The organism is Pseudomonas sp. Tav-5-1A (assembly GCF_055755055.1).
The window spans coordinates 1,131,670-1,156,606 of sequence record NZ_CM146901.1 but is presented as its reverse complement, the minus strand read 5'-3'; the positions used below and the strand labels follow the sequence as shown (position 1 = coordinate 1,156,606).

Sequence of the window (24,937 nt, the reverse complement as noted above, 5' to 3'; positions counted from 1 at the left end):
TCAGGCGAAATTCAGCACGGTGTCGCACGCATCAAGAATGTCCGGCACCGCCGGGATGTACAGCTGCTCGAGCTTGTACAGCGGCGGCGGGATGTCCGGGGCGGTGACGCGCTGGATGGGCGCCTGCAGGTCGAGCAAGGCGCGTTCGTAAAGGCTGGCGGCGATCTCCGCGCCCACCCCGCAGGAGCGCGGTGCTTCGTGGACGATCACGCAGCGGCCGGTCTTGCGCACCGAGGCTTCCAGGGTGTCCAGGTCCAGCGGCTTGACGCAGGCCACGTCGATGACCTCTGCCGACACGCCGCGCTCGGCCAGGGCATCGGCGGCCTGCAGGGTTTCATGCACGCTGGCGCCCCAGCTGATCAGCGTCAGGTCGCTGCCTTCGCGCAGGGTGAAACAGCTGTCCAGCGGCAGCCGCTTGCCGTCGTCGGCCAGGGGTTGCGGGTTCATGCGGTACAGACGCGTGGGCTCCAGGAACAGCACCGGGTCCGGGTCGTCGATGGCCGCCAGCAACAAGCCGTAGGCGCGCGCCGGCGACGAAGGGATGACCACCCGCAGGCCGGGAATGTGGGCGAACAGCGCCTCGGTGCTTTCGCTGTGGTGCTCGGGCGCGCGAATGCCGGCACCCATGGGCGTGCGCAGCACCATCGGGCAGCTCAGGCGCCCGCGGGTGCGGTTGCGCAGGCGGCTGGCGTGGGACACCAGGTGTTCCATGGTGGCGTAGATGAAGCCCATGAACTGGATCTCGACGATGGGCTTGAGGCCTTGGGCGGCCATGCCGATGACCAGGCCGCCGAGCATGGTTTCCGCCAGCGGCGAGTCGATCACGCGCTTGAAGCCGAAGCTCTCGCGCAGGCCCTGGGTGGCGCGGAACACGCCGCCGTTGACGCCCACGTCCTCGCCCAGCACCACCACGTTCTCGTCCTCGGCCATGGCCCGGTGCATGGCCAGGTTCACCGCCTCCAGCAGGCTGATCTTGTCGTTATTCATGGTCGGCCCCTCCCTGGCGGCGTGCCACCCGTTCGAGGAAGTCCGCGCGCTGGTCAGCCAGCACCGCCGGCCACTTGGCGTAGACATAGTCCATCACCGACTCGGGCGCCTGGGTGCCGGCGGCTTCGAAGTTGGCCACCGACTGTTGCACCAGGCCCTGGCATTCGGCGATCAGCGCCTGCTCGCGGCCCTCGTCCCACACGCCCTGCCCGGCCATGAACGATTGCAGGCGCTTGATCGGCTCTTCCTGCCAGGCCTGCTTGACCTCATCGGCGCTGCGGTAGCGGGTAGCGTCGTCGGCGGTGGTGTGGTCGCCCAGGCGGTAGCTCAGGCATTCCAGCAACACCGGGCCCTTGCCGTGACGGGCGCGCTCCAGCGCCACCTGCATGCGGTCGTAGACGGCGAGGATGTCGTTGCCGTCCACCTGTTCGCCATGGAAACCGGCGCCGATGGCCTTCTGCGCCAGGGTCGGCGCGCCGCACTGGATGCGCCGCGGCACCGAGATGGCCCACTGGTTGTTGTTGATCACGAACACCACCGGCAGCTGCCAGGCGCCGGCGACGTTGAGCGCTTCGAGGAAGTCACCCTTGCTGGTGGCGCCGTCGCCGCAGGTGGTGACCGCCACCCGATGCTCGCCGCGAATCTTGAACGCGCTGGCCACGCCACAGGCGTGCAGGGCCTGGGTGGCGATGGGCACGCACAGCGGGAAGTCCTGGGCCACCGCAGGCTCGGCGTAGTCGCTGCCGCGCTCGTCACCGCCCCAGTACAGCAGGATTTCTTCCATGCGCACGCCGCGCATCAGTTGCACGGCGGTGTCGCGGTAGTAAGGGATCAGCACGTCTTCGGCGTGCATCAGGCTGCCGATGGCCACGCCTATGGCTTCCTGCCCCAGGGTAGGCGCGTAGGTGCCGATGCGCCCGGTGCGTTGCAGGGCCACGGCCTTCTGGTCGAACAGGCGCGTCAGCACCATTTGCCGGTACAGGCGGGTCAGCAGGTTGAAATCATCGGCCCAGGCGGGCAAGGCGCCCAGCAGGCGGCCGTCGGGGGATAGGTAACGGGTATAGGGAAGCTTGATCTTGTTGGAGGTCATTGCACAACTCCTGGTCCACACGGGGTACGTGTAGCGGTCATGACCCGCCGCTTGTGGCCGCAGGTCGTTCAAGGAGCTGGCGCCGGTAAGGCGCCGGCTCGCCAAATCAGGCGTAGATCAGTTTCTCCGCCAGGGCCTCGGCCACCCGCGCCGGTGAGCGCTTCTCGGCCTGGGCATGGGCAAACACTTCGGTGAGGCGCGTGGCGATGCGCGCCAGGTGCGCGGTGATGGTGCCGACCTCCTCGCCCTGGTGCTTGAGCGCGACGTAGATCAAGCCGCCGGAATTGATCACGTAGTCGGGGGCATAGAGGATGCCGCGCTTTTCCAGCTGGTCGGCGGCCTGCAGGCTGGTGAGCTGGTTGTTGGCAGCGCCAGCCACGGCGGCGCAGCGCAGTTGCGAGACGCTTTGGCCGTTGAGGATGGAACCCAGGCCACAGGGCGAGAAAATATCGCAGGGGGTGCTGAGCAGCGCCTCCGCCGCCACCGGGTGGGCGTTCAATTGCTCCATGGCCAGTTGCACCTTGCCGGCGTCCAGGTCGCTGACCAGTAGCTCGGCGCCGGCCGCGTGCAGCTGTTCAGCCACCGCGTAGCCGACGTTGCCCAGGCCCTGCACGGCAATGCGCAGGCCCTCCAGGTTGTCGGTGCCCAGGCGCGCCATGGCGGTAGCGCGGATGCCGGCGAACACGCCCATGGCCGCGTGCGGTGCCGGGTCGCCGGCGGCGGTGGTGCTGGTGACGTGGCGGGTGTGCTGGGCCACGCAGTCCATGTCGGCGGTGGAGGTGCCGCTGTCGATGGCGGTGATGAAGCGCCCGTCCAGGGTCTCGATGAAGCGGCCAAACGCCTCGAACAGGCCGGCGCGGTTTTCCACGTGGGGGCTGCGGATGATCACCGCCTTGCCGCCCCCGAACGGCAGGCCGGCCAGCGCGGCCTTGAAGCTCATGCCCTGGGCCAGACGAATGGCATCGACCATGGCGCTTTCGTCATCGGGATAGGCAAGGTAACGGCAGCCGCCAATCGCGGGGCCCGCGCGGCAGTCGTGAATGGCAACCACGGCGCGCAGGCCCGTGGCCGGGTCGACGGCCAGGTGCAGCGCGTGGGTGCGGGTGCTTTGCATGAGAGCGAACATCGAACGGCTCCCGATCTTGTTGTGTTAACCAGTGTAGCTGCTGCCCGCCACCCCGTAGCAGCTGCCGCCAGGCTGCGTAAGGTCTCGCTGCGGTGTTGGTGGAAAAACGCGGCGCCTGGGGACGCGGCCTGCGGCCGCTGCTACGGGTTGGAGTGCGCGGGCGTACTGGACGAAAGCGCGCCGCAGGGCTACAAGTGGAAAGATGAAACCCGTTCTCGACGCCGCCCGCCAGGCTTGCCTGGAGTGCCTTGCGCAAAGCCCGCCCGCAACCTTCGAGGCCGCGTTGTGGCTGGCTGCCGAACATGATCCGGGGTTCGACCCCCGGCAGTGCGACGAAGCGCTGCGCGAGCTGCAACTGCAGATCAGCATCGGCCTGCCCATGCTGCCGGTTGCCGAACTGGCCCAGCCGTTATTGCGCCGGCTCAATGCCCTGGGCTTCGTGCAGGACGACTTCCACCCGCTACGCCCCCAGGCGGCGCTGCTGAACAAGGTGCTGGAACGCAAGCGCGGCCAGCCGTTGGCCCTGGCCCTGCTGGCCCTGGAAATGGCCCGGCGCCTGGACATCCCGCTGATGGGGGTGAATTTTCCCGGGCACTTCCTGCTGCGGGTGCCTGGCGCCGATCACCAGCTGGACCCCTGCGGTGGCCGCCGCCTGTACCCAGCCGACACCCGTGAACTGCTGGGCCGCCAGTTCGGCCCGCAGGTGCCGCTGGTGGCCGAGCACCTGGCCCAGGCCGACCCGCGGCAGATGCTGCAACGCCTGTCACGCAACCTGCGGCAGCTGCACAGCACCCATGACGACTACGTCGCCGCCCTCAAGGACGCCGAGCGGGTGCTGGTGTTGGGTTCGCCTACCGCCGCCGACTACATTGCCCGCGCCGGTATCTACCAGCACCTGGACTGCCCGCGCGGCGAGCGCTTTGACCTGGAGTACGCGCTGCTGCTCAGCGAAGACCCGATCCAGCGCCTGCGCCTGACCGCCCGCCTGGGCGAGCTGCCGCCGGCGCCTTCGTCACTGCACTGACGGCGCGTCGGCCTGGGCCGCCGGGTGCGCCTGGGCGAACGCCGGGTGCCCGGCCGCCAGCGCCGCCACCCGCTGAATACGCGGCCAGGCCGCCAGCGCCACGCTGAACCGCTCGGCCGCGTACAGCTGGGGAATCAGGTAGACGTCCGCCAGGCCTGGCTGCGGCCCCAGGCACCAGCCACTGTCCTCCAGCAACTGCTCCACCGCCGCCAGGCCATCGCTGATCCAGGCGCGAATCCAGTCCTGTACCTGCGCCTCATCCTGCCCCAACCCGCGCAGCCGGTTGAGCACGCTGACGTTGTGCAGCGGGTGCACGTCGCAGCCAATCAGCGCCGCGATGCCGCGCGCACGGGCCCGCGCCAGCGCATCGCCCGGCAGCAGCGGCACCTGGGGATAGCGCTCCTCCAGGTACTCGATGATCGCCCCGGACTGGATCAGCACCTGCCCGCCCTCGACCCGCAGCGCCGGCACCCGGCCCTGTGGGTCGACGGCGAGGTAAGCGGGTGCACGCTGTTCGCCGGCCAACAGGTTGACCGCCAGCGACTCATACGCCAGGCCCTTGAGTGCCAGGGCGATGCGCACCCGGTACGAGGAAGTCGAGCGGTAGTAGGTATACAGTTGCATGGCCCAGCCCTCACGCCGCCGCGATGATGCGCCCGCGGCACTCGCCGAAGCCGATGGACACCTGCCCCGGCGCCACGCAACGCGCGCGCAGGATCACCTCGTCGCCGTCTTCCAGGAAGCGCCGGCTTTCCCCCGAGGCCAGGGCCAGCGCCTCCTTGCCGCCGTGGGTAATCTCCAGCAGGCTGCCGTGCTGCCCCGGCTGTGCGCCCGAGAGCGTGCCGGACCCGAACAGGTCGCCGGGCTGCAACTGGCAGCCGTTGACGCTGTGATGGGTGACCAACTGGGCCACGGTCCAGTACATGCTGCGGGTGTTGCTCAGGGCGATGCGTTCGGCGGGCAGGCCCTGCTCGCGCATGCGCTCGGTGAGCAGCAGCACTTCCAGCTCGATGTCCAGCGCGCCACTTTTCTGGTCGCGCGCGTCCCACAGGTACGGCAGGGGCTGCGGGTCGCCCTCGGGGCGCGGCGCCTGGGCGCAACGGAAGGGTTCCAGGGCCTCGGCCGTCACCACCCACGGCGACAGGCTGGTGATGAAGCTCTTGGACAGGAACGGCCCCAGTGGCTGGTATTCCCAGGCCTGGATGTCGCGCGCCGACCAGTCGTTGAGCAGGCAGTAGCCGGCCACGTGCTCGTCGGCACGGTCGATGGCGATGCCCTCGCCCATGGCGTTGCCCGGGCCGATCCAGATGCCCAGCTCCAGCTCGAAGTCCAGCCGCGCGCAGGGGCCGAAATTGGGTTCCTTGTGCCCGGCCGGCATGGTCTGGCCTTTCGGCCGCCGCACCGGCGTGCCCGACGGCCGCAGGGTGGACGCGCGGCCGTGGTAGCCGATGGGCACGTACTTGTAGTTGGGCAGCAGCGGGTTGTCGGGGCGGAACAGCTTGCCAACGTTTTTCGCGTGCTCGATGCCTACGTAGAAGTCGGTGTAGTCCCCGACCCGGGCCGGCAGGTGCAGCTCGCAGTCGCTGGCCAGGTGCAGGCAGTCGCGCACCACGCCGACGTTATCACTGCCCTGGGCCAGCAGCTGGGTCAGGCGCTCGCGCAGCACCACCCGCGCCTGGCGGCCAAGGGCGAAGAAGCCATTGAGCTGGCCGCCTTCGCAGGCCAGCGCCGCCGTGGCGGCCTCGCCCTGCAACAGGCCGGTGGCCAGCAGCGCCTCAAGGTCCAGGATCGAATCACCGATCGCCACCCCGGCACGCGGGCGCCCGCCCTGGGGGCTGAACACGCCCAGGGGCAGGTTCTGCAGGGGGAAATCGGCGTGGTCGTTGGCGCTGGCCAGCCAGCTGTGGTGCGGGTTCATGCGTCTCTCCGGTTCGGGTTGAAGGTGCTGGGCAAGCTCGCCCAGCAGGCGTCATAACGCTGCTGCAATTGCTCGCAGGCCAGCGCATGGCGGCTGGGGCGCAGCACCTGGCTGGTCTCGAACATGAACGCCATGGTCTGTTCGATGCGCACCGGCGCCAGCTCGGCCGCCACCGCCCTGGCGCAGGTCTCGGCGTCCGGGCCGTGGGCGCTCATGCAGCTGTGCAACGAAGCGCCGCCGGGCACGAAGCCTTCGGCCTTGGCGTCGTAGGCGCCCTGGATCAGGCCCATGTATTCGTTCATCAGGTTGCGGTGGAACCAGGGCGGCCTGAAGGTGTTGTCCGCCACCATCCAGCGCGGCGGGAAAATAACGAAGTCCATGTTGGCCATACCGTGCACGCTGCTGGGCGAGGTCAATACGGTAAAGATAGACGGGTCCGGGTGGTCGTAGCTGACCGTGCCCAGGGTGTTGAACAGCCGCAGGTCGTATTTGTACGGCACGTTGTTGCCGTGCCAGGCGACCACGTCCAGGGGCGAGTGCTGCAGCTCGCAGCCCCACAGGCGGCCGAGGAATTTCTGCACCAGGGCCACCGGGGCGCTGCTGTCCTGGTAATGCGCCACTGGCGCCAGGAAGTCACGCGGGTTGGCCAGGCCGTTGCTGCCGATGGGCCCCAGGTCGGGCAGGCGCAGCGGCGCGCCATGGTTTTCTGCCATGTAGCCACGGGCGTTACCGTCGGGCAGCGCCACGCTGAACTTCAGTCCGCGGGGAATCACGGCGATTTCCAGCGGCTCGATGTCCAGCACCCCCAGCTCGGTCAGCAGCCGCAGCCGGCCCTGCTCCGGCACCAGCAGCAGCTCGCCGTCGGCGTTGTAGAACACGCGGGTCATGTCGCGGTTGGCCGCGTAGTGGTACAGGCTGGTGCCGCTGGGCGCGTCCGCCGGGGCGTTGGCGGCCATGGCCACCCAACCATCAAGGAAGTCCGTGGGCGCAGTGGGCATGGGCAGCGGGTCCCAGCGCAAGCGGTTGGGCGTGGGCTCGGCCAGCGGCCCGCCCTGCACTTGGCGCGCCAACGGTTCGAAACGTGGGTGCAGCGCCGAGGGGCGGATGCGGTACAACCAGGTGCGCCGGGCTTCGCTGCGCGGGACGGTAAAGGCGGTGCCGGAGAACTGCTCGGCGTACAGGCCGTAGGGGGCCTTTTGCGGGGAGTTGCGGCCGGCCGGCAAGGCGCCGGGCAGCGCCTCGCTGCTGAACTCGTTGCCGAAACCGCTCTGGTAGCGGGGCGCGGCAGTGCCAGGATCCAGGTCCATGAAACCTCCGGGGCGATTGTTATTTTTATCGTAATCCGATTACGAATAACGTAATTTGATTGCCAGGGAGCGTCAAGCTATAAAGACGCCCACTTGCCCACGGACCGCCCAGACCATGCCCACGCCCACCCCGCCCGCCACCGAGAGCAACAACAAGCAGAAAGTCCGTTCGGCCGAAGTGGGCACTGACATTCTCAAGGCCCTGGCCGAACTGTCGCCGTCCACCTCGCTGTCGCGCCTGGCCGAACACGTGCAGATGCCTGCCAGCAAAGTGCACCGCTATCTGCAGGCGCTGATCGCCAGTGGCTTCGCCGAGCAGAACCCCGCCACCAACCATTACGGCCTGGGCCGCGAAGCGCTGCGCGTGGGGTTGGCCGCGCTGGGCAGCCTGGACGTGCTGAAACTGGCGGCGCTGCCACTGTCCGAGTTGCGCGACGAACTGAACCAGACCTGTTTCCTGGCAGTGTGGGGCAACCGTGGCGCCACCGTGGTGCAGGTGGAAGCGGCGGTGCGTGCGGTGACGGTGGTGACGCAGGTGGGTTCGGTGCTGCCGCTGCTCGGCTCTTCCACGGGGCTGGTGTTTGGTGCGTACCTGCCAGCGCGCGAGACGCTGGACCTGATGCAGGCCGAAGGCAAGGCCAGCCAGGAACTGCAAGCCACCTTCGCGGCAATCCGCGAAAATGGCCTGCACCATGTGCATGGCTTGCTGCTGCCGGGCGTGGACGCGTTGTCAGCTCCGGTGTTCGATGCCTTGGGCCGTATCAGCGCGGTGCTGACAGTGGTCGGCCCGACGTCCATGTTCCATGCCGATGAACACGGCCCGGCGGCGCAGCGGCTGCTGGCTGCCAGCCAGGCAGTGAGTTGGCGGCTGGGCTACCAGCCCAGCGGCACCTGATTGTCGAACGGCTGAGGGGTTCCGACTCGGGCAGGGTGCTGTCTTTCAGAAAGTCGAGCAGCTCGCTGGCGTAACGCTCCGAGGTGTTATAAGGATGCCGATCCCGTGCAGTCATCGACATGAATATCGCGGATATCCAGATACCCCAACAACTTCGGCCAGTGCGACGAGAGTAAGGCTTGGGCGACGGTTTGCAGGGTGGGGGCTCTTTGCACCAACGCCTTGATTTTCAATAGCGCCTGGTTGCACGCCAGCAAATGTGGATCCTCGGGATATACCTGCGCAGCAGACTTCGGTGTTGCGTCCATATGTCGTTCCTTGTGAAATTAGCCACTGACTGATCAAAAAATAAGTCCGTCTTGATCGAGCTAATTAGAAACGACACCTGAAGCCCAGCAGCAATAAACATTGCTCAAACCCAAGGGGTAATACTGCCGGCAGGCGCCTGGGTAATACCCATTGGATGAACCTCGTTAAAACTTCAAACCCACGCCCATGCTCAAGTAATCCCGATCGGTGAGCACGTTGTAATGCCCGCCAAAAAATTGCGTGTAGGCAACAGTCGCGGTGTAGGTGTGCTGATAGTCTGCCAACACGCCCAGGGTGACGGCCTTCGCCCCTTCATTGAACAGGCCATTGGGACCGTAGCCGTTGACGTCGTGGGACCAGGCCACGCTGGGGGTCAGGCTGACGCCCTGAAACACATCCGGGTATTGCAGCTCTGCCTTGGCCCGGTAGCCCCAGGCGTTGCTGGTCACAAAGCCGTGGCTGCCCGCCGTGCCATACACCGCATCACGCCCCAGGCGGTCGCTGCTCGATACATTGTCCACGTGCACCCAGCCCGCCTCGCCTACCAGCGAAAGGCGCTGGGCACCCAGCACTTCGTCGAAGTCCTGGCTCAGGCTGCTCTGCAACTGGGTAATGGCCTTGCGTTCGTAACCGCTGTTGACCTGCTCGGCCGGCCCGTACAGCGCCTGGGTCAGGTCAGCCAGGTTGCGCTGCACCGGCGCGTTGGGGCGGTAGCTGAGCTCGCCACGCCACTTGCTGCCGCCGGCCAGCAACGTCGAGAAGCTGGCGCCGTACAGCTGGATGTCCTGCGGGTACTGCAGGTTGTAGCTGCCGCCGAGCAGCGCGGCATCGGCGGCCTGGCTGTTGGTCAGCGTGCCCAGGCCCGCGGGGATTGCGCCGCTGCCATTGCGCGTCTCGATGAACGCCTGGCGGCTGTGGTAGTTCATGAAGTAGAAACCGTAGTCCACGGTGCCCACCTGCCAGTGCAGCGCCGTGCCCCACTGGCCGCCGTCGCGGGCGCGCTGGTCGTGGCCGCGTGGCACCACCACGCCTTCGCTGGTCACTTCATAGCCCTGGCCTTGCTGCGCCGGCAGTGAAGAGGCGACGGTGAAACCACGGCTGCAGCCGCGGGCGGTGATGTCGTCGGCAAAGTAGGTGCCGCAGTTCTCCGCCTGGGAGGCATCCCATTGCAGCTGATAGAACGCGTCCAGGGTCAGGGCGTCGGTGAGGCTCTGGGACACGTACAGCAAATTGGTGGGCAACAGGCTGTCGCTGACGGTTTCGCCGGGCTGGTGCAAGGTGGACAGGTCCACCGGGTTGATGCTGTTGATGGAGTTGCCGATGAACTCGCTCTCGCCCCAGTTGACGATCTGCCGCCCCACGCGCACGGTGCCCGGTTGGTCGCCGATGCTGTAGTGGTGGTACACGTAGGCGTCCAGCCACTGGCCGCCGGCGGCACGGGCACCTTCCTCGCGGCCACGGTCGCTGATGGACTTGAAGTCCTGGCTGCCGTCCTGCTGGGCGAAGTCGTACCAGTAGCGACCGCGCACGTACACGCCGCTGTCACCGTACTGCAGGGTCAGGGCGTGCTCCACCTGCAGGCGGTTGGAAAATGCCTGGCCGCGGTTGAAGTTCAGGCGGCCGTCGTCGCCCAGGCTGGAATGCCCCGTGCCACCGTTGCTGGCGCCGACCAGGTGGTGATCGGCGTTGCGCAGGCCCCAGTCGCTGGTAAAGCTCAGGTTGGTGTCGATCTGCCCTTCCACGTCACCGACGTTGAACGGCAGCGCCAACGCCGTGCCCGGCACCGCGGCGGCAACGCTGACTGCGAGGAAAAGCACTTTGAACGGCGTGTGTTTTGGCGACATGACGGGACTATTACAGTGGCGGTAACAGTCATTGTCGCAAACTGCTATTTTTCAATCCACAACTAACGCTTAGTATTTCTTCAGTCGCCAAGGGAACTAACCCGAACCCCAACGGTTAATGATGAATTAATCTTCATTGTGTATTGTCCGATGCTGATCCCCGGCCTGCCTGGCTTTGGCGACACCTTGTTCACCGACGTTGATTTGAAGCTCCTTGATCTAACGTCTTATTTGGCCGCTGTGTTACAGCGGCCTTTTTTATTTCCGCGTTTTACTGCCAGCCTGTAGCCGCTGCCGCAGGCTGCGCTGGCCCTGTGCCACACCGAAGCAGCCTGGGGGCAGCGGCTACAGTATTCTGGTACGCAAGTTTTAATACTGCTGGAGATGCGCCATCATTTCCCGCAGCGCTTCAATGTTATCCGCGGGGTGCACGGCATTGTCAAAGTTGCCGATATTCGCCCACTCATTTGCAATATCCTCCACGCTCATGCCCTGTTGTGGGTCGAAGCCCACGCCCAGGCTGCGTTCCCAACGCACTTTGCCGACCCAGCCTCCCCCCACTTCATATAAACCACCCGTGTCCTGGCATTGCTCGCTGCCCAGGTAAACCACCAACGGGCTGACCAGTTCAGGCTTGAGCAAGGCGAACACTTCAGGCGGCATCAGCCCTTCGGTCATGCGCGTGCCGCCGGTGGGCGCAATGGCGTTGACGAGGATATTGTTGCGGCGCCCTTCCAGCGCCAGGGTGCGGGTCAGGCCGTACAGGCCCAGCTTGGCCATGGCGTAGTTGGCCTGGCCGAAGTTGCCGTAGATGCCCGAGGTGGACGAGGTGAAAATCACCCGGCCGAAGTTCTGCTCGCGCAGGTGCGGCCAGGCGGCGTGGGTGAGTTTGTAGGCGCCCTGCACGTGCACCTGGTACACCTGGTCCCAGTCGCTGTCGTCCATCTTGTGGAAACTCTTGTCGCGCAGGATGCCGGCGTTGTTCACCAGCACGTCGACGCGGCCAAAGCTGTCCAGCGCCTGCTGGACGATCTTGTCACCGTCGGTGACCGACTCGTGGCTGGCAATGGCGGTGCCGCCAGCCTCGCGTATCTGCGCCACCACGCGGTCGGCGGCGGAGGCATTGGCACCTTCGCCGTGGGTGGAGCCACCCAGGTCATTGACCACCACCCGCGCGCCATGGCGGGCGAACAGCAAGGCGTGGGCACGCCCCAGGCCGCCGCCGGCGCCAGTGACAATCACCACTTTATCTTCGAAACGGACCGCGTCGCTCATGGCACTACTCCTGGCAGCACAAAAGGGGGGCATGGCGGCAGTGTCGTGCACGAGCGTTCCAGTCACAATAAAGACGCCCCTACCTGAATACGCCACGATAAGGCTGGGGGATGATCCCCCGCCCCGGCTTCAGGAATAGAGCCGCCGGCGTTCACTTGCAGCGGCTTGCGCCTGCAACTGGTCACGGAACGCCAGGTAGTGCTTGAGCACCTGTACCGGTGCTTCGGTGTGTGGGTAATGGCCGATGCCGGGCAGGGAAACCGTGTCGGCGCGATGGATCAGCTCGCGGTAGCGGGTCACCATGGGCCTGCCGCACACCGGGTCGAGCACGCCATTGATGAAGCGCAGCGGCACGCCGGCGTGTTGCATGGCCGTCACCCAGCGGTCACGGCGCAGGCGCCGCTCCACCAGGTAGCCACACAAGCGGTGCAGCACGCGTGTGCCCTGGTTGGCGCGAATCAGGCTCCACCAGTCGTCCATGGCGCTTTCGCTGGGGCGGGTATCAGGGCCGTAGATCTGGCGCACGTTGTTGACCAGGGTCTCGCGGCTGAAGCTGCGGCTCACCAGCCAGCCCAGGGGGCTGATCAGCAGTTTCTGGATCAACAGGGCGCGGTGGGCCTCGGGAAACAGGCCGCCATTGAGGAACACGCAGCTGGCGATGCGCGCCAGGCCATGTTGGTGCCGGGCCAGCAGTTCCTGGGCGACGCTGTCCCCATAGTCATGGGCCAGCAGGTGCACCGGTTGCTGCACGTTCAGGTGCGCCAGCAGGGCCTGTTGCAGGTCAGCCTGCTCGATCAGGCTATAGGCGTGGTCCACGGGCTTGCTGGAGTCGCCGAACCCCAGCATGTCGCAGGCGATCAGGCGGTAGCGGCTGGCCAACGGTTGCCACAGGTAGTGCCAGTCCCAGCTGGCGGTAGGAAAGCCGTGCAGCAGCAACAGCGGCTCGCCGCGCCCCGCTACCCAGTAGCGAATGGCGTGGCCGCGAAAATCGAAGGTCTGCCCGCGGGTGCGCCATACCGTCAAGGGTATCTCGGCCAGTGGCGTGGCTGCGCGTGCCTGCCCGAGTGCCGCCTGGGCTGCCGGCGAAGGCGCTGGCGGCTCGCGATGCGCCCGGTCGCGGGCAATCGAAGTCGAGGGAACATGAGCTGTAGTCACGGACATTACCTCGGCACTTTCTGTGCTCTCCTGGCAGGAGTTTAACCAGCCCTCCCGCCGGGGGTAATTGCGTTGGCAGCCAGCTTATTGGCCTTGTGAGTCACCAGCAAAATCAAGCAGATAATGGATCCCATACGCGCTGAAACTAATCGTTTCAGCGACCAGGGTCAGGCGGCGCGCAGGCGCTCGATCAGCTGCGCCACCCACGGCTCGGCATCGGTCTCCGGGGTCACCGATTCACTGGCATCAAGGCGCAGCATGTCCTGCACCTCCTGCACGCCCAGCTCGGCGAACAGTTCACGCAGTTGCTCGCCGCCGCCGCAGAAGGTGTCGCCATAGCTGGCGTCGCCCAGGCCGATCACCGCGCCCGGCAGGCCGCGCAGGGTGGCAGGCAGTTGATCGCGCAGCTGCGAATACAGCGGTTGCAGGTTGTCCGGCAACTCGCCCATGCCCGTGGTCGACGTCACCGCCAGCAAGGCCTGGGGCGCGGCGCCCAGCAGCTCCTCGAGGCTGGCGCGGGGATTGTAGAAGGTCTCGAAACCGGCGGCGTCGAGCAACGACTTCACGTGACGGGCCACTTCTTCAGCAGTGCCGTATACGGAGCCGGACAGGATGGCGACTTTCATTGCGTGGGTCCTGGGCAGGGTCAAAACCGCGATAGTAACAGGCCAGGGCCCTGGGACGCAGTGTGGCCATCTGCCAGACGCAGGGTGTATCCACGCCCCGGTTGCTCTAGAATGGCCCGTGAACTGTCGTGGAATGCCTGAAATGATCAACGCCAAGCTGCTGCAACGGATGATGGACGCGTCCAATGACGGGATCGTCGTGGCCGAACAGGAGGGCGACGACAACATCCTCATCTACGTCAACCCGGCCTTCGAACGATTGACCGGCTACAGTTCCAATGAAATTCTCTACCGCGATTGCCGTTTCCTGCAGAATGGCGAACGCGATGAAGCCGCGCTGGCGTTGATCCGCCAGGCCATCGACCATGGCCAACCGTGCCGCCAGCGCCTGCGCAACTATCGCAAGGACGGCTCGGCGTTCTGGAACGAGCTGTCGATTACCCCGGTGTACAACGAAAGCGACAAGCTCACCTACTTCATCGGCATCCAGAAGGATGTGACCGAGCAGGTGGAAGCCCAGGAGCGCGTGGCGCAGCTGCAACGCGAACTGGATGAAGCACGGGCGCGGATCATGGCCCTGGAAAACGACCAACGGCGCTAACTAACCGCCGAGGGTGCTGTCTACTGACCGAACAACCGCCTTATTCGCCTTCGAGCTCGATCATGCCAGTTGACGCCCTCCTTACCCAGGATGAGCTGGATTTCATTCGAACCATGCAGCACAACCCGCAGCTCAACGTGCGTGATACCACGGCGAGCCTGCTGGTCAATGGCGGCACGCAGATCCGTGACCTGCTGGCGCGCCTGGTGGCCAACGAACAGGTGACCATCCAGGCCCAGTTCGAAAACCAGCAGATGAGTTTCCCGCTGCAACTGGTGGAAGACGAATTCCACGCCGTGCACCTGAAGCTGGGCGCGCCCAGCATCTACGAGGACGGCCCCATGGTGCGGCCGTGGCGCATGGCGCTGAACCAGCCGGTGGTGCTGGAAGACGAAAAGGGCCGCATCACCGATTACCAGGTGCTGGAAATTTCCTTCGAAGGCGTGCTGCTGGAAATGCGCAACGGGCGCAACCCGCCGCGCCGCTTCTCACTGTGGTTCAACCCCGAAGGCCACGAGCCGATGCCCCTGCGCGGCACCCTGCGGCGCAAGACCGAACATGGCCACTACGCCTACCGCCTGAGCCAGGACAACCCGCAGGACACTGAACGCCTGCGCCAGTACATCCTCGCCCAGCACCGCCGCGCCCACCCACAACTGCACGCGTAGGCCGCCTCAGGTATCCAGGTGCCCCGCCAGGTATTGCTGCAGGCGGCGTTGCATCAGGCGCCCGTCGCTGCCCAGGCACGCCACCTCGGTATTCACCAGCGCGTCCTGCATCAGGTCGCTGGCCTCGCCGGCCAGCATCAGCGGGCAGTCCAGGGCCAGGCCCACCTTGCGCAGGCGCTTGGGCGTGTCCGGGGCTGGCGGGTGGTTGGAGAACAGCACCATGGCCTGGGGCGCCAGTTTCTCGCACACCAGGCTCAACTCCTCCAGTGGCTGCCCCGGCGCCAGCACCTGCACCGCCACGTCGCTGCTGGCCAGCATCAGCCCGGCCACCAGCAGCTCCAGTTCGTGGCACTGGCCCGGAATGGCCGCCAGCAGCACGGTGCTTTCCTGCTGCTGATGACGCAACATTTGCAAGCGCTGCAAGGTGCGCCCACGCAGGAAGCTGTCCAGCAGCAACCATTCGCTGGCCTGCCCGAATGCGTCCTGGCGCAGCAGCAACGCCTGCCAGACGGGCATCAAGACGTCCTGGAACGCCACCACCACGGGGTAGCTGGCGAATATCTGCCCGTAGACCTGTTCCAGCCGGCGCTCGTCGAAGGCGTGTACGGCCTGGCGCACCTGCGCCTGCCATTCGCCCCACTCGCTGCTGGCCAGCGGCCGTTCCAGCGGCTCCGGCTGCGCCTTGGACGAGTGGCTGCGCGCGAGGATCTTGCCGACCTTGCTCACCGCCACGCCGCGCTCGATCCAGCCGAGGATGCTGCGCACCTCGTCGATATCAGCCTGGGAGTAAAGGCGGTGCCCGCTTTCGGTGCGCGTGGGCCGAATCAGCCCATAACGGCGCTCCCAGGCGCGCAGGGTCACCGGATTGATGCCGGTCAAGCGCGCTACCTCGCGGATGGGAAACAGCTCCTGGCGCGACGTTTGGGCGGCGACAGAAGTGGCTGGAACGAAATCTGACATCGGTACGGGCGCCAAGGCGTGGGGTCAGCGGGCATTGTACCTTGGTTGGCACGATCTACCCAATTGCACGGATATCTGGCGTCAGCGAAACAGCACTGGCGCATTTTCGCCGTTCAGGAATAATCCTTGCTTGAATTTGCATGCAGGCCACCACCCCGGCCCTGCAGCGAGAGGCGCGCCCTACCCGGGAGGCCCGTACTGAACGGAGATACACAATGTCTACCCCCGTCACCCTGATGGTTGCGCGACGCGTCGCCAATGGCCGCTACCACGACCTGATCGCCTGGCTGCGCGAAGGCGAACAACTGGCCACCGACTTCCCCGGCTACCTGGGCTCCGGCGTGCTGGCCCCGCCCCCCGATGACGACGAATTCCAGATCATCTTCCGCTTCGCCGACGAAATCACCCTGCACGCCTGGGAACACTCGGCCTCGCGCAGCGCCTGGCTGGCCCGTGGCAGCGGCCTGTTCGCCCAGCCCCACGAACACCGGGTCAGCGGCATCGACGGCTGGTTCGGCGACACTGGCCACATACGGCCGCCGCGCTGGAAACAGGCGGTAGCCATCTGGCTGGCGTTTTTCCCGGTGTCGCTGCTGTTCAACTTCGTCCTGGGCCCATTGCTGGGCGAGCTGAGCCTGGTGCCGCGCATCATGGTCAGCACCCTGGCCCTGACGCCGATCATGGTGTACTTCTTCATTCCGCTGTCCACGCGGTTGCTACATAACTGGTTGCACGCAGTGCCACAGCGCCCCGCCGCCGTCCACCAACCCTCGTAGCAGCTGCCGAAGGCTGCGTCAGCGCGCGCCCGGTGTACCGCGGTGCCTGGGACGCGGCCTTGCGGCCGCTGCTACGGGGCGGTTGTGCACTGGCCCGCCAGTGGTATAAGTTCCCGGTAGACCCCTGCCGCGAGCCACTGCATGCCCCGCCCCGCCCCTATTCTCATCACCGGCGCCAGCCAGCGCGTCGGCCTGCACTGCGCCGAGCGCCTGCTGGACGACGGCCAGCCGGTGATCGTCAGCTACCGCAGCGAGCGCGACAGCCTGGCGCGCCTGCGCGAGCGCGGCGCGGTGACGTTGTTCGGGGATTTCTCCAGCGAGGCGGGTATCCTCGCGTTCATCGCCTTGCTGAAGAAACACACCAGCGGGCTGCGTGCCATCGTTCATAATGCATCGGCCTGGCAGGCAGAAACGCCGGGCGAGGAAGCCCAGGCCTTCGCACAGATGGTCAGCGTGCACATGCTCGCGCCCTACCTGATCAACCTGCATTGCGCCGACCTGCTGCATGCCAGTGAAGTGGCAGACATCGTGCACATCAGCGATGACGTGACCCGCAAGGGCAGCAGCAAGCACATCGCCTACTGCGCCAGCAAGGCCGGCCTGGACAGCCTGACCCTGTCGTTCGCCGCCAAGTACGCGCCACGCATCAAGGTCAACGGCATCGCCCCGGCGCTGCTGATGTTCAATGAAGACGACGACGCGGCGTACCGCGCCAAGACCCTGGCCAAGTCGGCCATGGGCATCGAGCCAGGGCCGCAGGTGGTGTACCAGAGCCTGCGCTACCTGCTCGACAACCCCTATGTCACCGGCACTACCTTGACCGTCAACGGCGGCCGGCACGTAAAATAAGCGCCCCGCGCGAGGAAGTAGCTTCCATGAACCCCAGCCTGCCGCAACACTACCGCGCGATCCTCCAGGACCTGGGTGAAGACCCGGACCGCGAGGGCCTGCTCGACACCCCCAAGCGCGCGGCCAAGGCCATGCAGTACCTGTGTCACGGCTACGGCCAGACCCTGGAGGAGATCGTCAACGGTGCGCTGTTCGCCTCCGACAACGACGAGATGGTGATCGTCCAGGACATCGAGCTGTACTCGTTGTGCGAGCACCACCTGCTGCCCTTCATCGGCAAGGCCCACGTGGCCTACATCCCCACCGGCAAGGTGCTGGGGCTGTCGAAGATCGCGCGCATCGTCGACATGTTCGCCCGGCGCCTGCAGATCCAGGAGAACCTCACCCGCCAGATCGCCGAGGCGGTGCGTGACGTGACCGGCGCCGCCGGCGTGGCCGTGGTGATCGAGGCCAAGCACATGTGCATGATGATGCGCGGCGTGGAGAAACAGAATTCGGTGATGAACACCTCGGTGATGCTCGGTGCCTTCCGCGACTCGAGCACCACCCGCCAGGAATTCCTGCAATTGATTGGACGGAGCAAGTAATGCCACAACTGGAGCCAGGAATGGCGCGCATCCGGGTCAAGGACCTGCGCCTGCGCACCTTCATCGGAATCAACGAGGACGAGATCCTCAACAAGCAGGATGTGCTGATCAACCTGACCATCCTGTATGCGGCCCAGGAAGCGGTGCGTGACAACGACATCGACCACGCGCTGAACTACCGCACCATCACCAAGGCGGTGATCCAGCACGTGGAGGGCAACCGTTTTGCCCTGCTGGAACGTCTTACCCAGGAACTGCTGGACCTGGTGATGGCCAACCAGGCCGTGCTGTACGCCGAAGTCGAAGTCGACAAACCCCATGCCCTGCGCTTTGCCGAGTCGGTGTCGATCACCCTCGCGGCACGCCGCTGAACGGAAACCGCACCATGAACGATCAACAACGCCTGGAACTTGAAGCCGCGGCCTTCCGCCGCCTGGTGGCGCACCTGGGCAAGCGCACCGACGTGCAGAACATCGACCTGATGAACCTGGCCGGTTTCTGCCGCAACTGCCTGTCCAAGTGGTACAAGGCCGAGGCCGACGAGCGTCACATCGAGGTCAGCCTGGATGACGCCCGTGAAGTCGTGTACGGCATGCCGTACAACCAGTGGAAGACTCTTTATCAGCAAGAAGCCAGCGCCGACCAGCAAGCGGCGTTCGCCAAAGGAAAACAGCATGACTGACTTGAATACCCTGCGCACCAGCCTCGCCACCGGCGAACACGTTTTTGCCGACACCTTGGCGTTTGTCGCTGCGCATTACGATTACCAGCCACAAGCCTTCACCAACGGTGAACTGGAAAACGCCGCCGGCCAGAACGAAGGCTCGTGCAAGACCCTGGGCCTGGCCGTGCTGGAAGGCCTGAGCGACCAGGAAGCCCTGCTGGCGTTCGGCGAGCACTACCGTTCGGTAGTGGCCACGCCTGAAGGCAGCGACCACGGCAACATCCGCAACCTGATCGCCCACGGCCTGGCCGGGGTGAAGTTTGCCGCGCAGCCGCTGGCGCGCAAGGGCTGATACCCGCCCACAAAAAAACCGGCCCTGATGGCCGGTTTTTTTATGCCTGGCTGCAGGCAAGGCAGTTTGCAATTGTGGGAGCTGGCTTGCCAGCGAGCTTTTCAATGCTCAAAAACTCGCTGGCAAGCCAGCTCCCACATCAAGCCCGCCCCGCCCCTGGCTTGATTAGAACGAAGCGTTCTGCAGGCCGTCCAGATAGCGTTCCACGTCCAGCGCAGCCATGCAGCCGGCGCCGGCCGAGGTGATGGCCTGGCGGTACACGTGGTCGGCCACATCGCCGGCGGCGAACACGCCCTCGACGCTGGTAGCGGTGGCGTTGCCTTCACGGCCGCCGCTGACCACCATGTAGCCGTCCTTCAGGGCCAGCTGGCCTTCGAACAGCGAGGTGTTCGGGGTGTGGCCGATGGCAATGAACACGCCGTCGACTTTCAGCTCGTCGAAGCTGCCGTCGTTGTTCTTCAGGCGCGCACCGGTCACGCCCATGTTGTCACCCAGCACTTCGTCCAGGGTGGCGTTGAGCTTGAGCTCGATCTTGCCTTCGGCCACGCGGGCGTGCAGCTTGTCGATCAGGATCTTCTCGGCGCGGAAAGTCTCGCGGCGGTGCACCAGGGTGACCTTGCTGGCGATGTTGGCCAGGTACAGCGCTTCTTCCACGGCCGTGTTGCCACCGCCCACCACGGCGACCGGCTTGTTGCGGTAGAAGAAACCGTCGCAGGTGGCGCAGGCCGAAACGCCCTTGCCCATGAACGTTTCTTCCGACGGCAGGCCCAGGTAGCGGGCGCTGGCGCCAGTGGCGATGATCAGCGCGTCGCAGGTGTAGCTGGTGCCTTGGCCGGTCAGGGTGAACGGGCGCTTGGCCAGGTCAACGCCTTCGATGTGGTCGAAGATGATCTCGGTCTCGAAGCGCTCGGCGTGCTCGCGCATGCGCTCCATCAGCGCCGGGCCGGTCAGGCCGTGGACGTCGCCCGGCCAGTTGTCGACTTCGGTGGTGGTGGTCAGTTGACCGCCGGCCTGCATGCCGGTGATCAGCAGCGGCTTGAGGTTGGCGCGGGCTGCGTAGACGGCAGCGCTGTAACCGGCAGGGCCGGAACCGAGGATGATCACTCGGGAATGACGTGCTTCAGACATGGCTGACTCCTATGGACCCCGACATTGTACGCCGGGGGCCCGAGGCCGGCGAACCGGCTGGAATTAAAAAAGGACGGCTGAAACCTTGGGGAAGGCTATTGCTCACCCGTCCTGGAAACCGCTTACAGGCTGGTGGCGTTCTCGGCCAGGTAGTCGGCCACGCCCTGGGCGTCGGCCTTCATGCCTTTCTGGCCTGGACGCCAGCCGGCTGGGCAGACTTCGCCATACTGTTCGGTGAATTGCAGGGCTTCGACCAGGCGCACCATTTCGTCGACTTCACGGCCCAGCGGCAGGTTGTTCACCACCTGGTGCTGTACCACGCCTTTCTGGTCGATCAGGAACGAAGCGCGCAGGGCCACGCCGTCTTCGTGCTCGATGCCGTAGGCACGGGTGATCTCGTGCTTGACGTCGGCCACCATGGTGAACTCGACTTCGCCGATGCCACCCTTCTCGACCGGGGTGCTGCGCCAGGCGTAGTGGGTGAACTGCGAATCGATGGAAACACCAACCACTTCAACACCCAGCTCGCGGAATTTGGCGATGCGGTTGTTGTGGGCAATGATTTCCGATGGGCAGACGAAGGTGAAGTCCAGCGGCCAGAAGAACAGCACGATGTACTTGCCGTGCAGCGAGGACAGCTTGAAGCTGTCGACGATCGAACCGTCGCCCAGTACGGCCGGGGCGTCGAAGTCAGGGGCCTGCTTGTTGACGAGAATGGTCATGGAAACTCCTTGAAATGCAAAATTGAGGAAAAGGGTTAAGAAATTTGATGTGCGCACTGTAGCGAGGGGGCCAAGGGTAAGGAAATATCGATTCACAATCCACCTCATAGCCCCGCTCTATCCGATCGGACCTGACACTCGAAGGCTTTGTTACAGCACATTGCTTCACTTTCCCACGGGGCGCAAAGCCGGTAATGTCGGCCCGTTTTCAACTCGGAGCACACCATGCACGCGCCTGTCCTGTCCGGCCCGCAATACCTGCGCGAAGGCCTGAAACTGGTCCTCAGCCCCGGCCTGCGGCTCTTTGTCCTGCTGCCGCTGGCCATCAACCTGGTGCTGTTCGCCGGGCTTATCTATTTCGCCGGTCATGAATTCAGCCAATGGGTCGACCACCTGATGCCCACGCTGCCGTCGTGGCTGGGCTTCCTCAGCTATATCCTCTGGCCGCTGTTCGTGGCGCTGGTGGTGCTGATGGTGTTCTTCTGCTTCACCCTGGTGGCCAACATTGTCGCCGCGCCGTTCAACAGCTTCCTGGCGGAAAAAGTGGAAGTGGTGGTGCGTGGGCAGGACGATTTCCCGCCGTTCAAATGGGCCGAGCTGGCCCGCGAGGTGCCGCGCACCCTCAACCGCGAGCTGCGCAAGCTGGGCTATTTCCTGCCGCGCACCCTGGCGTTGTTCGTGCTGTCGCTGATCCCGGTGGTGAACGTGGTAGCGGCGCCGCTGTGGCTGCTGTTCGGCGTGTGGATGATGGCCATCCAGTACATCGACTACCCGGCCGACAACCACAAGATGAGCTGGCCGGACATGCTCGCCTGGCTGCGCCAGAAGCGCTGGCAGAGCCTGGGGTTTGGCGGGATTGTCTACCTGGTGCTGCTGATACCGGTGGTGAACCTGCTGATGATGCCGGCGGCGGTAGCCGGAGCCACCCTGTTCTGGGTGCGGGAACGCGGTTGACCGCCGGACGCGGCCTGGCGGCCGCTGCTACGGGACTGCGTTACGGCGTATCTGCCCAATACGCCAGCAGGATAAACACCCACAACAATATCCCCGGCACCATGCACACATAATCCACCCAGTGCAGCCGGGAATTGGCCTCGCCCAACGGGTCATCCGCGGCGAAGTTCAGCAACTGCTGCCCCTTGCACACCGCCAGCCCCTGCACCACCAGCGCCGCCAGGCAGCCCAGGTCGGTCAGCGGGTAGCCAATGCCCGCCCGCGCCATGCCGTTGAACAGCAGCCCCAGCACCGTCGCCACGACAAAGCGGTTGGCCCACACTTCGGGCGGCTCGATGGCGTGCATGCCGCGCGCCTGCAGCAGGTCCTCGGCACGAAACAGCAGGGCGTGGGTGAAGAACAGCGGCAGCAGGCCGCGGGCCAGGGGCGAGACCTTGGCACCGGTGGCGCGCTGGTAGCGGCGCCAGTTCTTCCATGACCAATACACCAGGTAAAGCCCCAGGCTGGCGAAAAACAAGGTGAAAAACTTGCCATCCGAGACGGTGTAGAACGCGGGCTCCCTGACCGCTGGCATACGCAGATCCGCCTGAGGCGGCGCGTAAAGGTTATCGGTCATGGCGATCACCCGGTTGCGCGCAGGTTGTCTCTAAACACTAGGCGATTTATCGCCGGGCGTAGGCGTCATGAATTCGTCACGGGGGTGAAATACGCCCGCAATCCCCTGATCCGACACTGGTTCCATGACCACACCACCGCTGCGCATCACCCTGGTTACCGAAACCTTTCCATCCGAAATCAACGGTGTGGCCAATACCCTTGGCCGCCTGAGCGATGGTCTGCGCGCCCGCGGCCACCACGTCGAGATCGTGCGGCCACGGCAAAACGTCGACGAACGGAATGCGGCAGACGACGAACTGATGCTCTGCCGCGGCTGGCCACTGCCTGGCTACCCTGGCCTGCAATGGGGCCAGGCGTCGATGCACAAGCTGCTGCGGCGCTGGCGCCGGGTGCGCCCCGACGTGCTGTACATCGCCACCGAAGGCCCGCTGGGCCTGAACGCCCTGCGCGCGGCGCGGCGCCTCAAGATCGCCGTGGTCAGTGGTTTCCACACCAATTTCCAGCAATACACCCGCGACTACGGCCTGGGCCTGCTGACACGCCTGCTCACCGGCTACCTGCGCTGGTTCCACAACCGCACCCAACTGACCCTGGTGCCCAGCGCCACCCAGCGCCACAGCCTCGAACGCCGCGGCTTCGAGCGCCTGGCACTGCTGTCGCGCGGGGTGGACAGCCAGCTGTTCAACCCGGCACGGCGCAGCCAGGCCCTGCGCGACAGCTGGGGGCTGGGGCCGGACGACATTGCCTTGATCCATGTGGGCCGGCTGGCGCCGGAAAAGAACCTCGGCCTGCTCAAGCGCAGCCTGCAGACCCTGCAACTGCATTACCCGCTGCAGCGCCTGCGGCTGGTGATCGTCGGTGATGGGCCGCAACGGGCGCAACTTGAACAGGAGCTGCCCGAGGCAGTTTTCTGTGGCGCGCAACGGGGCGAGGAGCTGGCCATGCACTACGCCAGCGGCGACGTGTTCCTGTTCCCCAGCCTCAGCGAGACCTTCGGCAACGTGGTGCTCGAAGCCCTGGCCTCGGGCCTGGGCGTGGTGGCCTACGACGAGGCCGCCGCCGGCCAGCACATTCGCCACGGCCACAACGGCGCCCTGGCCATGCCGGGCGACGAAGAAGCCTTCATCGACGCCGCCGGCTGGCTGCTGGAAGACAGCGAAACCCTGCGCCGCATCCGCCTCAATGCACGCCAGCACGCCAGCCGCCAGGGCTGGGCGGCGATCATCGAGCAATTCGAAACCCAGCTGCGCGGCGCCTGTCAGGCCGCCGCGCAACGCATGGGCGGGTTTGCGATCAAACCAGGCTCGTCAACGCTTCCCGGCTGAAGGGCAGGATGTCCTGCTCGCGGCCGTCACGCACCTTGGCGGCCCAGTCCGGGTCCACCAGCAAGGCACGGCCCACCGCCACCAGGTCGAACTCCTCGGCGTTCAGGCGCTGCAGCAGGTTTTCCAGGCTGGCAGGCTGCGCCACCTTGTCGGTGTCGACCATGAACTGCAGGAACTCGCCGTCCAGGCCCACGCTGCCCACGGTGATGGTCGGCTTGCCGGTGAGCTGGCGGGTCCAGCCGGCCAGGTTGAGGTCGGAACCTTCGAACTCCGGCTCCCAGAAACGCCGCGTCGAGCAGTGGAAAATGTCCACGCCGGCGTCAGCCAGCGGCTGCAGGAATTGCCCCAGGGCTTCCGGGGTCTGCACGAGGCGCGCGCTGTAGTCCTGCTGTTTCCACTGCGAGAAACGGAAGATGATCGGGAAGCCCGGCCCCACGGCAGCGCGCACGGCCTGGACCAGCTCGATGGCGAAGCGCGAGCGCTTGGCCAGGCTGCCGCCGTATTCGTCATCGCGTTGGTTGGTGCCTTCCCAGAAGAACTGGTCGATCAGGTAGCCATGGGCGCCATGGATCTCAACGCCGTCCATGCCGATGGCCTTGGCGTCGGCAGCGGCCTGGGCGAACGCGGCGATCACGTCGGCGATGTCCTGGTGGCTCATGCCATGGATCAGCACCTTGCCGTCCTTGACCTTGCCCTGGGGGCCGTAGCCCGGCACCGCGGCGTCAGGCTCGGTGCCCAGGCGCCGCACGTTGCCCACGTGCCACAGTTGCGGGACGATCTTGCCGCCCTCGGCGTGCACCGCGTCCACCACTTGCTTCCAGCCTGCCAGCGCGTCGATGCCGTAGAAGCGCGGCACGTGCGGGTAGCCGTTAGCGGCCTTGTGGCCCACGGTGGTGCCTTCGGTGACGATCAGGCCGACGCCGGCGGCGGCGCGACGGCGGTAGTACTCCACCACCTTGGCGGTAGGCACGCCACCGGGCGAGAACGAACGGGTCATGGGCGCCATCACCACGCGGCTCGGCAGCTGCAGGGCACCCAACTGGAACGGCTTGAACAGAGCGTTGACCGACATGCGCAGATCCTCTGAAAAATGGCTCAAAGACCCGCAGCATAAAACGCCGCCAGCGTGGCTGACAGCACTATTGATTGCAGTGATAAGCGCCGCTAGCCGGGCACG

General features: G+C 65.6%; 28 protein-coding genes. 12 read left to right on the top strand and 16 right to left on the bottom strand.

The annotated features are described in order from the left end of the window. The 3 genes from AC0J42_RS05185 to AC0J42_RS05175 form a co-directional block, all read right to left on the bottom strand. Window positions 1–987, bottom strand: coding sequence for an alpha-ketoacid dehydrogenase subunit beta (locus AC0J42_RS05185; protein ID WP_473005434.1), 987 nt, complete (start codon window positions 985–987; stop codon window positions 1–3). After that, window positions 980–2,077, bottom strand: a complete 1,098-nt coding sequence (gene pdhA, locus AC0J42_RS05180) for a pyruvate dehydrogenase (acetyl-transferring) E1 component subunit alpha (protein ID WP_416422579.1) — start codon at window positions 2,075–2,077, stop codon at window positions 980–982. Before pdhA ends, AC0J42_RS05185 begins: the two co-directional genes overlap by 8 nt. Window positions 2,078–2,183: 106 nt before the next feature. Then, on the bottom strand, window positions 2,184–3,203 hold the full coding sequence (locus tag AC0J42_RS05175) for a Leu/Phe/Val dehydrogenase (RefSeq protein ID WP_416422578.1): 1,020 nt from the start codon (window positions 3,201–3,203) through the stop codon (window positions 2,184–2,186). A gap of 202 nt (window positions 3,204–3,405) precedes the next feature. Here AC0J42_RS05175 and AC0J42_RS05170 point away from each other — a divergent pair, with 202 nt between their 5' ends. After that, window positions 3,406–4,227: a SirB1 family protein gene (locus AC0J42_RS05170; protein ID WP_416422577.1), complete on the top strand. Its 822-nt coding sequence runs from the start codon at window positions 3,406–3,408 to the stop codon at window positions 4,225–4,227. Here the strand turns inward: AC0J42_RS05170 and maiA are convergent. The 3 genes from maiA to hmgA are packed head-to-tail and all read right to left on the bottom strand — an operon-like array spanning window position 4,216 to window position 7,452. Continuing rightward, a complete protein-coding gene (gene maiA / locus AC0J42_RS05165) occupies window positions 4,216–4,851 on the bottom strand; it encodes a maleylacetoacetate isomerase (protein WP_473005433.1) in 636 nt (211 codons plus the stop codon). The two genes, AC0J42_RS05170 and maiA, sit on opposite strands and share 12 nt — an antisense overlap. A 10-nt stretch (window positions 4,852–4,861) precedes the next feature. Beyond that, window positions 4,862–6,145: a fumarylacetoacetase gene (fahA, locus tag AC0J42_RS05160; RefSeq protein WP_473005432.1), complete on the bottom strand. Its 1,284-nt coding sequence runs from the start codon at window positions 6,143–6,145 to the stop codon at window positions 4,862–4,864. After that, entirely contained in the window at window positions 6,142–7,452 is a 1,311-nt protein-coding gene (gene hmgA, locus AC0J42_RS05155; protein ID WP_473005431.1) for a homogentisate 1,2-dioxygenase, read from the bottom strand. Before hmgA ends, fahA begins: the two co-directional genes overlap by 4 nt. A 115-nt stretch (window positions 7,453–7,567) precedes the next feature. Between hmgA and AC0J42_RS05150 the strand changes: the two genes are divergently transcribed. After that, the gene (locus tag AC0J42_RS05150) at window positions 7,568–8,347 is read left to right on the top strand and encodes an IclR family transcriptional regulator (RefSeq protein ID WP_473005430.1); all 780 of its coding nucleotides are present in this window, start codon (window positions 7,568–7,570) and stop codon (window positions 8,345–8,347) included. Window positions 8,348–8,433: 86 nt separating this feature from the next. Here AC0J42_RS05150 and AC0J42_RS05145 read toward each other — a convergent pair whose 3' ends face one another. From AC0J42_RS05145 to AC0J42_RS05125, 5 genes are all read right to left on the bottom strand, one after another. Beyond that, a complete protein-coding gene (locus tag AC0J42_RS05145) occupies window positions 8,434–8,655 on the bottom strand; it encodes a hypothetical protein (RefSeq protein ID WP_473005429.1) in 222 nt (73 codons plus the stop codon). A gap of 165 nt (window positions 8,656–8,820) precedes the next feature. Further along, window positions 8,821–10,500, bottom strand: a complete 1,680-nt coding sequence (locus AC0J42_RS05140) for a DUF1302 domain-containing protein (RefSeq protein WP_473005428.1) — start codon at window positions 10,498–10,500, stop codon at window positions 8,821–8,823. A 369-nt stretch (window positions 10,501–10,869) separates the two neighbouring features. Continuing rightward, a complete protein-coding gene (locus tag AC0J42_RS05135; protein ID WP_473005427.1) occupies window positions 10,870–11,775 on the bottom strand; it encodes an SDR family oxidoreductase in 906 nt (301 codons plus the stop codon). A 129-nt stretch (window positions 11,776–11,904) separates the two neighbouring features. Then, window positions 11,905–12,813, bottom strand: coding sequence for an alpha/beta fold hydrolase (locus AC0J42_RS05130; protein ID WP_416427537.1), 909 nt, complete (start codon window positions 12,811–12,813; stop codon window positions 11,905–11,907). 284 nt (window positions 12,814–13,097) lie between these two features. Further along, window positions 13,098–13,556: a flavodoxin gene (locus AC0J42_RS05125; RefSeq protein ID WP_416422569.1), complete on the bottom strand. Its 459-nt coding sequence runs from the start codon at window positions 13,554–13,556 to the stop codon at window positions 13,098–13,100. A gap of 142 nt (window positions 13,557–13,698) precedes the next feature. Here AC0J42_RS05125 and AC0J42_RS05120 point away from each other — a divergent pair, with 142 nt between their 5' ends. Together AC0J42_RS05120 and AC0J42_RS05115 are read left to right on the top strand one after the other, a co-directional pair. Continuing rightward, entirely contained in the window at window positions 13,699–14,157 is a 459-nt protein-coding gene (locus AC0J42_RS05120; RefSeq protein WP_416422568.1) for a PAS domain-containing protein, read from the top strand. Between the two features lie 62 nt (window positions 14,158–14,219). After that, window positions 14,220–14,825, top strand: coding sequence for a PilZ domain-containing protein (locus AC0J42_RS05115; protein WP_416422567.1), 606 nt, complete (start codon window positions 14,220–14,222; stop codon window positions 14,823–14,825). 6 nt (window positions 14,826–14,831) lie between these two features. Here AC0J42_RS05115 and AC0J42_RS05110 read toward each other — a convergent pair whose 3' ends face one another. Beyond that, the gene (locus tag AC0J42_RS05110) at window positions 14,832–15,785 is read right to left on the bottom strand and encodes a MerR family transcriptional regulator (RefSeq protein ID WP_473005426.1); all 954 of its coding nucleotides are present in this window, start codon (window positions 15,783–15,785) and stop codon (window positions 14,832–14,834) included. Between the two features lie 215 nt (window positions 15,786–16,000). On the opposite strand from AC0J42_RS05110, the gene AC0J42_RS05105 reads away from it, so the two are divergent. The 6 genes from AC0J42_RS05105 to AC0J42_RS05080 all read left to right on the top strand — a co-directional run bounded on the left by AC0J42_RS05105 (window position 16,001) and on the right by AC0J42_RS05080 (window position 19,013). Then, window positions 16,001–16,561, top strand: a complete 561-nt coding sequence (locus AC0J42_RS05105; protein WP_473005425.1) for an antibiotic biosynthesis monooxygenase — start codon at window positions 16,001–16,003, stop codon at window positions 16,559–16,561. Between the two features lie 141 nt (window positions 16,562–16,702). Continuing rightward, complete coding sequence (gene folM / locus AC0J42_RS05100; protein WP_473005424.1) at window positions 16,703–17,410, top strand: dihydromonapterin reductase; 708 nt, start codon at window positions 16,703–16,705, stop codon at window positions 17,408–17,410. 26 nt (window positions 17,411–17,436) lie between these two features. Next, window positions 17,437–17,997: a GTP cyclohydrolase I FolE gene (folE, locus tag AC0J42_RS05095; protein WP_416422563.1), complete on the top strand. Its 561-nt coding sequence runs from the start codon at window positions 17,437–17,439 to the stop codon at window positions 17,995–17,997. After that, window positions 17,997–18,368 (top strand): dihydroneopterin triphosphate 2'-epimerase, encoded by a 372-nt coding sequence (gene folX, locus AC0J42_RS05090; protein ID WP_038336348.1) that lies wholly within the window; start codon window positions 17,997–17,999, stop codon window positions 18,366–18,368. The genes folE and folX overlap by 1 nt, the downstream gene beginning before the upstream one ends. A 14-nt stretch (window positions 18,369–18,382) precedes the next feature. Continuing rightward, window positions 18,383–18,679 (top strand): DUF1244 domain-containing protein, encoded by a 297-nt coding sequence (locus AC0J42_RS05085; RefSeq protein WP_473005423.1) that lies wholly within the window; start codon window positions 18,383–18,385, stop codon window positions 18,677–18,679. Next, entirely contained in the window at window positions 18,672–19,013 is a 342-nt protein-coding gene (locus AC0J42_RS05080; RefSeq protein WP_473005422.1) for a HopJ type III effector protein, read from the top strand. The genes AC0J42_RS05085 and AC0J42_RS05080 overlap by 8 nt, the downstream gene beginning before the upstream one ends. A gap of 165 nt (window positions 19,014–19,178) precedes the next feature. Here AC0J42_RS05080 and trxB read toward each other — a convergent pair whose 3' ends face one another. Together trxB and AC0J42_RS05070 are read right to left on the bottom strand one after the other, a co-directional pair. Then, on the bottom strand, window positions 19,179–20,141 hold the full coding sequence (gene trxB / locus AC0J42_RS05075; protein WP_416422560.1) for a thioredoxin-disulfide reductase: 963 nt from the start codon (window positions 20,139–20,141) through the stop codon (window positions 19,179–19,181). Between the two features lie 122 nt (window positions 20,142–20,263). Further along, on the bottom strand, window positions 20,264–20,863 hold the full coding sequence (locus AC0J42_RS05070) for a peroxiredoxin (RefSeq protein WP_416422559.1): 600 nt from the start codon (window positions 20,861–20,863) through the stop codon (window positions 20,264–20,266). 225 nt (window positions 20,864–21,088) lie between these two features. On the opposite strand from AC0J42_RS05070, the gene cysZ reads away from it, so the two are divergent. Continuing rightward, window positions 21,089–21,817: a sulfate transporter CysZ gene (gene cysZ / locus AC0J42_RS05065; protein WP_473005420.1), complete on the top strand. Its 729-nt coding sequence runs from the start codon at window positions 21,089–21,091 to the stop codon at window positions 21,815–21,817. Between the two features lie 40 nt (window positions 21,818–21,857). Here cysZ and AC0J42_RS05060 read toward each other — a convergent pair whose 3' ends face one another. Then, entirely contained in the window at window positions 21,858–22,433 is a 576-nt protein-coding gene (locus AC0J42_RS05060; protein ID WP_416422557.1) for a hypothetical protein, read from the bottom strand. A 124-nt stretch (window positions 22,434–22,557) separates the two neighbouring features. Here AC0J42_RS05060 and AC0J42_RS05055 point away from each other — a divergent pair, with 124 nt between their 5' ends. Beyond that, a complete protein-coding gene (locus tag AC0J42_RS05055; RefSeq protein WP_473005419.1) occupies window positions 22,558–23,760 on the top strand; it encodes a glycosyltransferase family 4 protein in 1,203 nt (400 codons plus the stop codon). On the opposite strand, the gene AC0J42_RS05050 is transcribed toward AC0J42_RS05055, so the two are convergent. Further along, entirely contained in the window at window positions 23,729–24,832 is a 1,104-nt protein-coding gene (locus tag AC0J42_RS05050; protein ID WP_473005418.1) for an NADH:flavin oxidoreductase, read from the bottom strand. The genes AC0J42_RS05055 and AC0J42_RS05050 overlap by 32 nt on opposite strands. Window positions 24,833–24,937: the final 105 nt, after the last annotated feature.

Excerpts from the sequence above, each read along its gene's own strand:
- AC0J42_RS05185 (WP_473005434.1), bottom strand. The coding sequence starts at position 987 with ATGAATAACGACAAGATCAGCCTGCTGGAGGCGGTGAACCTGGCCATG.
- pdhA (WP_416422579.1), bottom strand. The coding sequence starts at position 2,077 with ATGACCTCCAACAAGATCAAGCTTCCCTATACCCGTTACCTATCCCCC.
- AC0J42_RS05175 (WP_416422578.1), bottom strand. The coding sequence starts at position 3,203 with ATGTTCGCTCTCATGCAAAGCACCCGCACCCACGCGCTGCACCTGGCC.
- AC0J42_RS05170 (WP_416422577.1), top strand. The coding sequence starts at position 3,406 with ATGAAACCCGTTCTCGACGCCGCCCGCCAGGCTTGCCTGGAGTGCCTT.
- maiA (WP_473005433.1), bottom strand. The coding sequence starts at position 4,851 with ATGCAACTGTATACCTACTACCGCTCGACTTCCTCGTACCGGGTGCGC.
- fahA (WP_473005432.1), bottom strand. The coding sequence starts at position 6,145 with ATGAACCCGCACCACAGCTGGCTGGCCAGCGCCAACGACCACGCCGAT.
- hmgA (WP_473005431.1), bottom strand. The coding sequence starts at position 7,452 with ATGGACCTGGATCCTGGCACTGCCGCGCCCCGCTACCAGAGCGGTTTC.
- AC0J42_RS05150 (WP_473005430.1), top strand. The coding sequence starts at position 7,568 with ATGCCCACGCCCACCCCGCCCGCCACCGAGAGCAACAACAAGCAGAAA.
- AC0J42_RS05145 (WP_473005429.1), bottom strand. The coding sequence starts at position 8,655 with ATGGACGCAACACCGAAGTCTGCTGCGCAGGTATATCCCGAGGATCCA.
- AC0J42_RS05140 (WP_473005428.1), bottom strand. The coding sequence starts at position 10,500 with ATGTCGCCAAAACACACGCCGTTCAAAGTGCTTTTCCTCGCAGTCAGC.
- AC0J42_RS05135 (WP_473005427.1), bottom strand. The coding sequence starts at position 11,775 with ATGAGCGACGCGGTCCGTTTCGAAGATAAAGTGGTGATTGTCACTGGC.
- AC0J42_RS05125 (WP_416422569.1), bottom strand. The coding sequence starts at position 13,556 with ATGAAAGTCGCCATCCTGTCCGGCTCCGTATACGGCACTGCTGAAGAA.
- AC0J42_RS05120 (WP_416422568.1), top strand. The coding sequence starts at position 13,699 with ATGATCAACGCCAAGCTGCTGCAACGGATGATGGACGCGTCCAATGAC.
- AC0J42_RS05115 (WP_416422567.1), top strand. The coding sequence starts at position 14,220 with ATGCCAGTTGACGCCCTCCTTACCCAGGATGAGCTGGATTTCATTCGA.
- AC0J42_RS05110 (WP_473005426.1), bottom strand. The coding sequence starts at position 15,785 with ATGTCAGATTTCGTTCCAGCCACTTCTGTCGCCGCCCAAACGTCGCGC.
- AC0J42_RS05105 (WP_473005425.1), top strand. The coding sequence starts at position 16,001 with ATGTCTACCCCCGTCACCCTGATGGTTGCGCGACGCGTCGCCAATGGC.
- folM (WP_473005424.1), top strand. The coding sequence starts at position 16,703 with ATGCCCCGCCCCGCCCCTATTCTCATCACCGGCGCCAGCCAGCGCGTC.
- folE (WP_416422563.1), top strand. The coding sequence starts at position 17,437 with ATGAACCCCAGCCTGCCGCAACACTACCGCGCGATCCTCCAGGACCTG.
- folX (WP_038336348.1), top strand. The coding sequence starts at position 17,997 with ATGCCACAACTGGAGCCAGGAATGGCGCGCATCCGGGTCAAGGACCTG.
- AC0J42_RS05085 (WP_473005423.1), top strand. The coding sequence starts at position 18,383 with ATGAACGATCAACAACGCCTGGAACTTGAAGCCGCGGCCTTCCGCCGC.
- AC0J42_RS05080 (WP_473005422.1), top strand. The coding sequence starts at position 18,672 with ATGACTGACTTGAATACCCTGCGCACCAGCCTCGCCACCGGCGAACAC.
- trxB (WP_416422560.1), bottom strand. The coding sequence starts at position 20,141 with ATGTCTGAAGCACGTCATTCCCGAGTGATCATCCTCGGTTCCGGCCCT.
- AC0J42_RS05070 (WP_416422559.1), bottom strand. The coding sequence starts at position 20,863 with ATGACCATTCTCGTCAACAAGCAGGCCCCTGACTTCGACGCCCCGGCC.
- cysZ (WP_473005420.1), top strand. The coding sequence starts at position 21,089 with ATGCACGCGCCTGTCCTGTCCGGCCCGCAATACCTGCGCGAAGGCCTG.
- AC0J42_RS05060 (WP_416422557.1), bottom strand. The coding sequence starts at position 22,433 with ATGACCGATAACCTTTACGCGCCGCCTCAGGCGGATCTGCGTATGCCA.
- AC0J42_RS05055 (WP_473005419.1), top strand. The coding sequence starts at position 22,558 with ATGACCACACCACCGCTGCGCATCACCCTGGTTACCGAAACCTTTCCA.
- AC0J42_RS05050 (WP_473005418.1), bottom strand. The coding sequence starts at position 24,832 with ATGTCGGTCAACGCTCTGTTCAAGCCGTTCCAGTTGGGTGCCCTGCAG.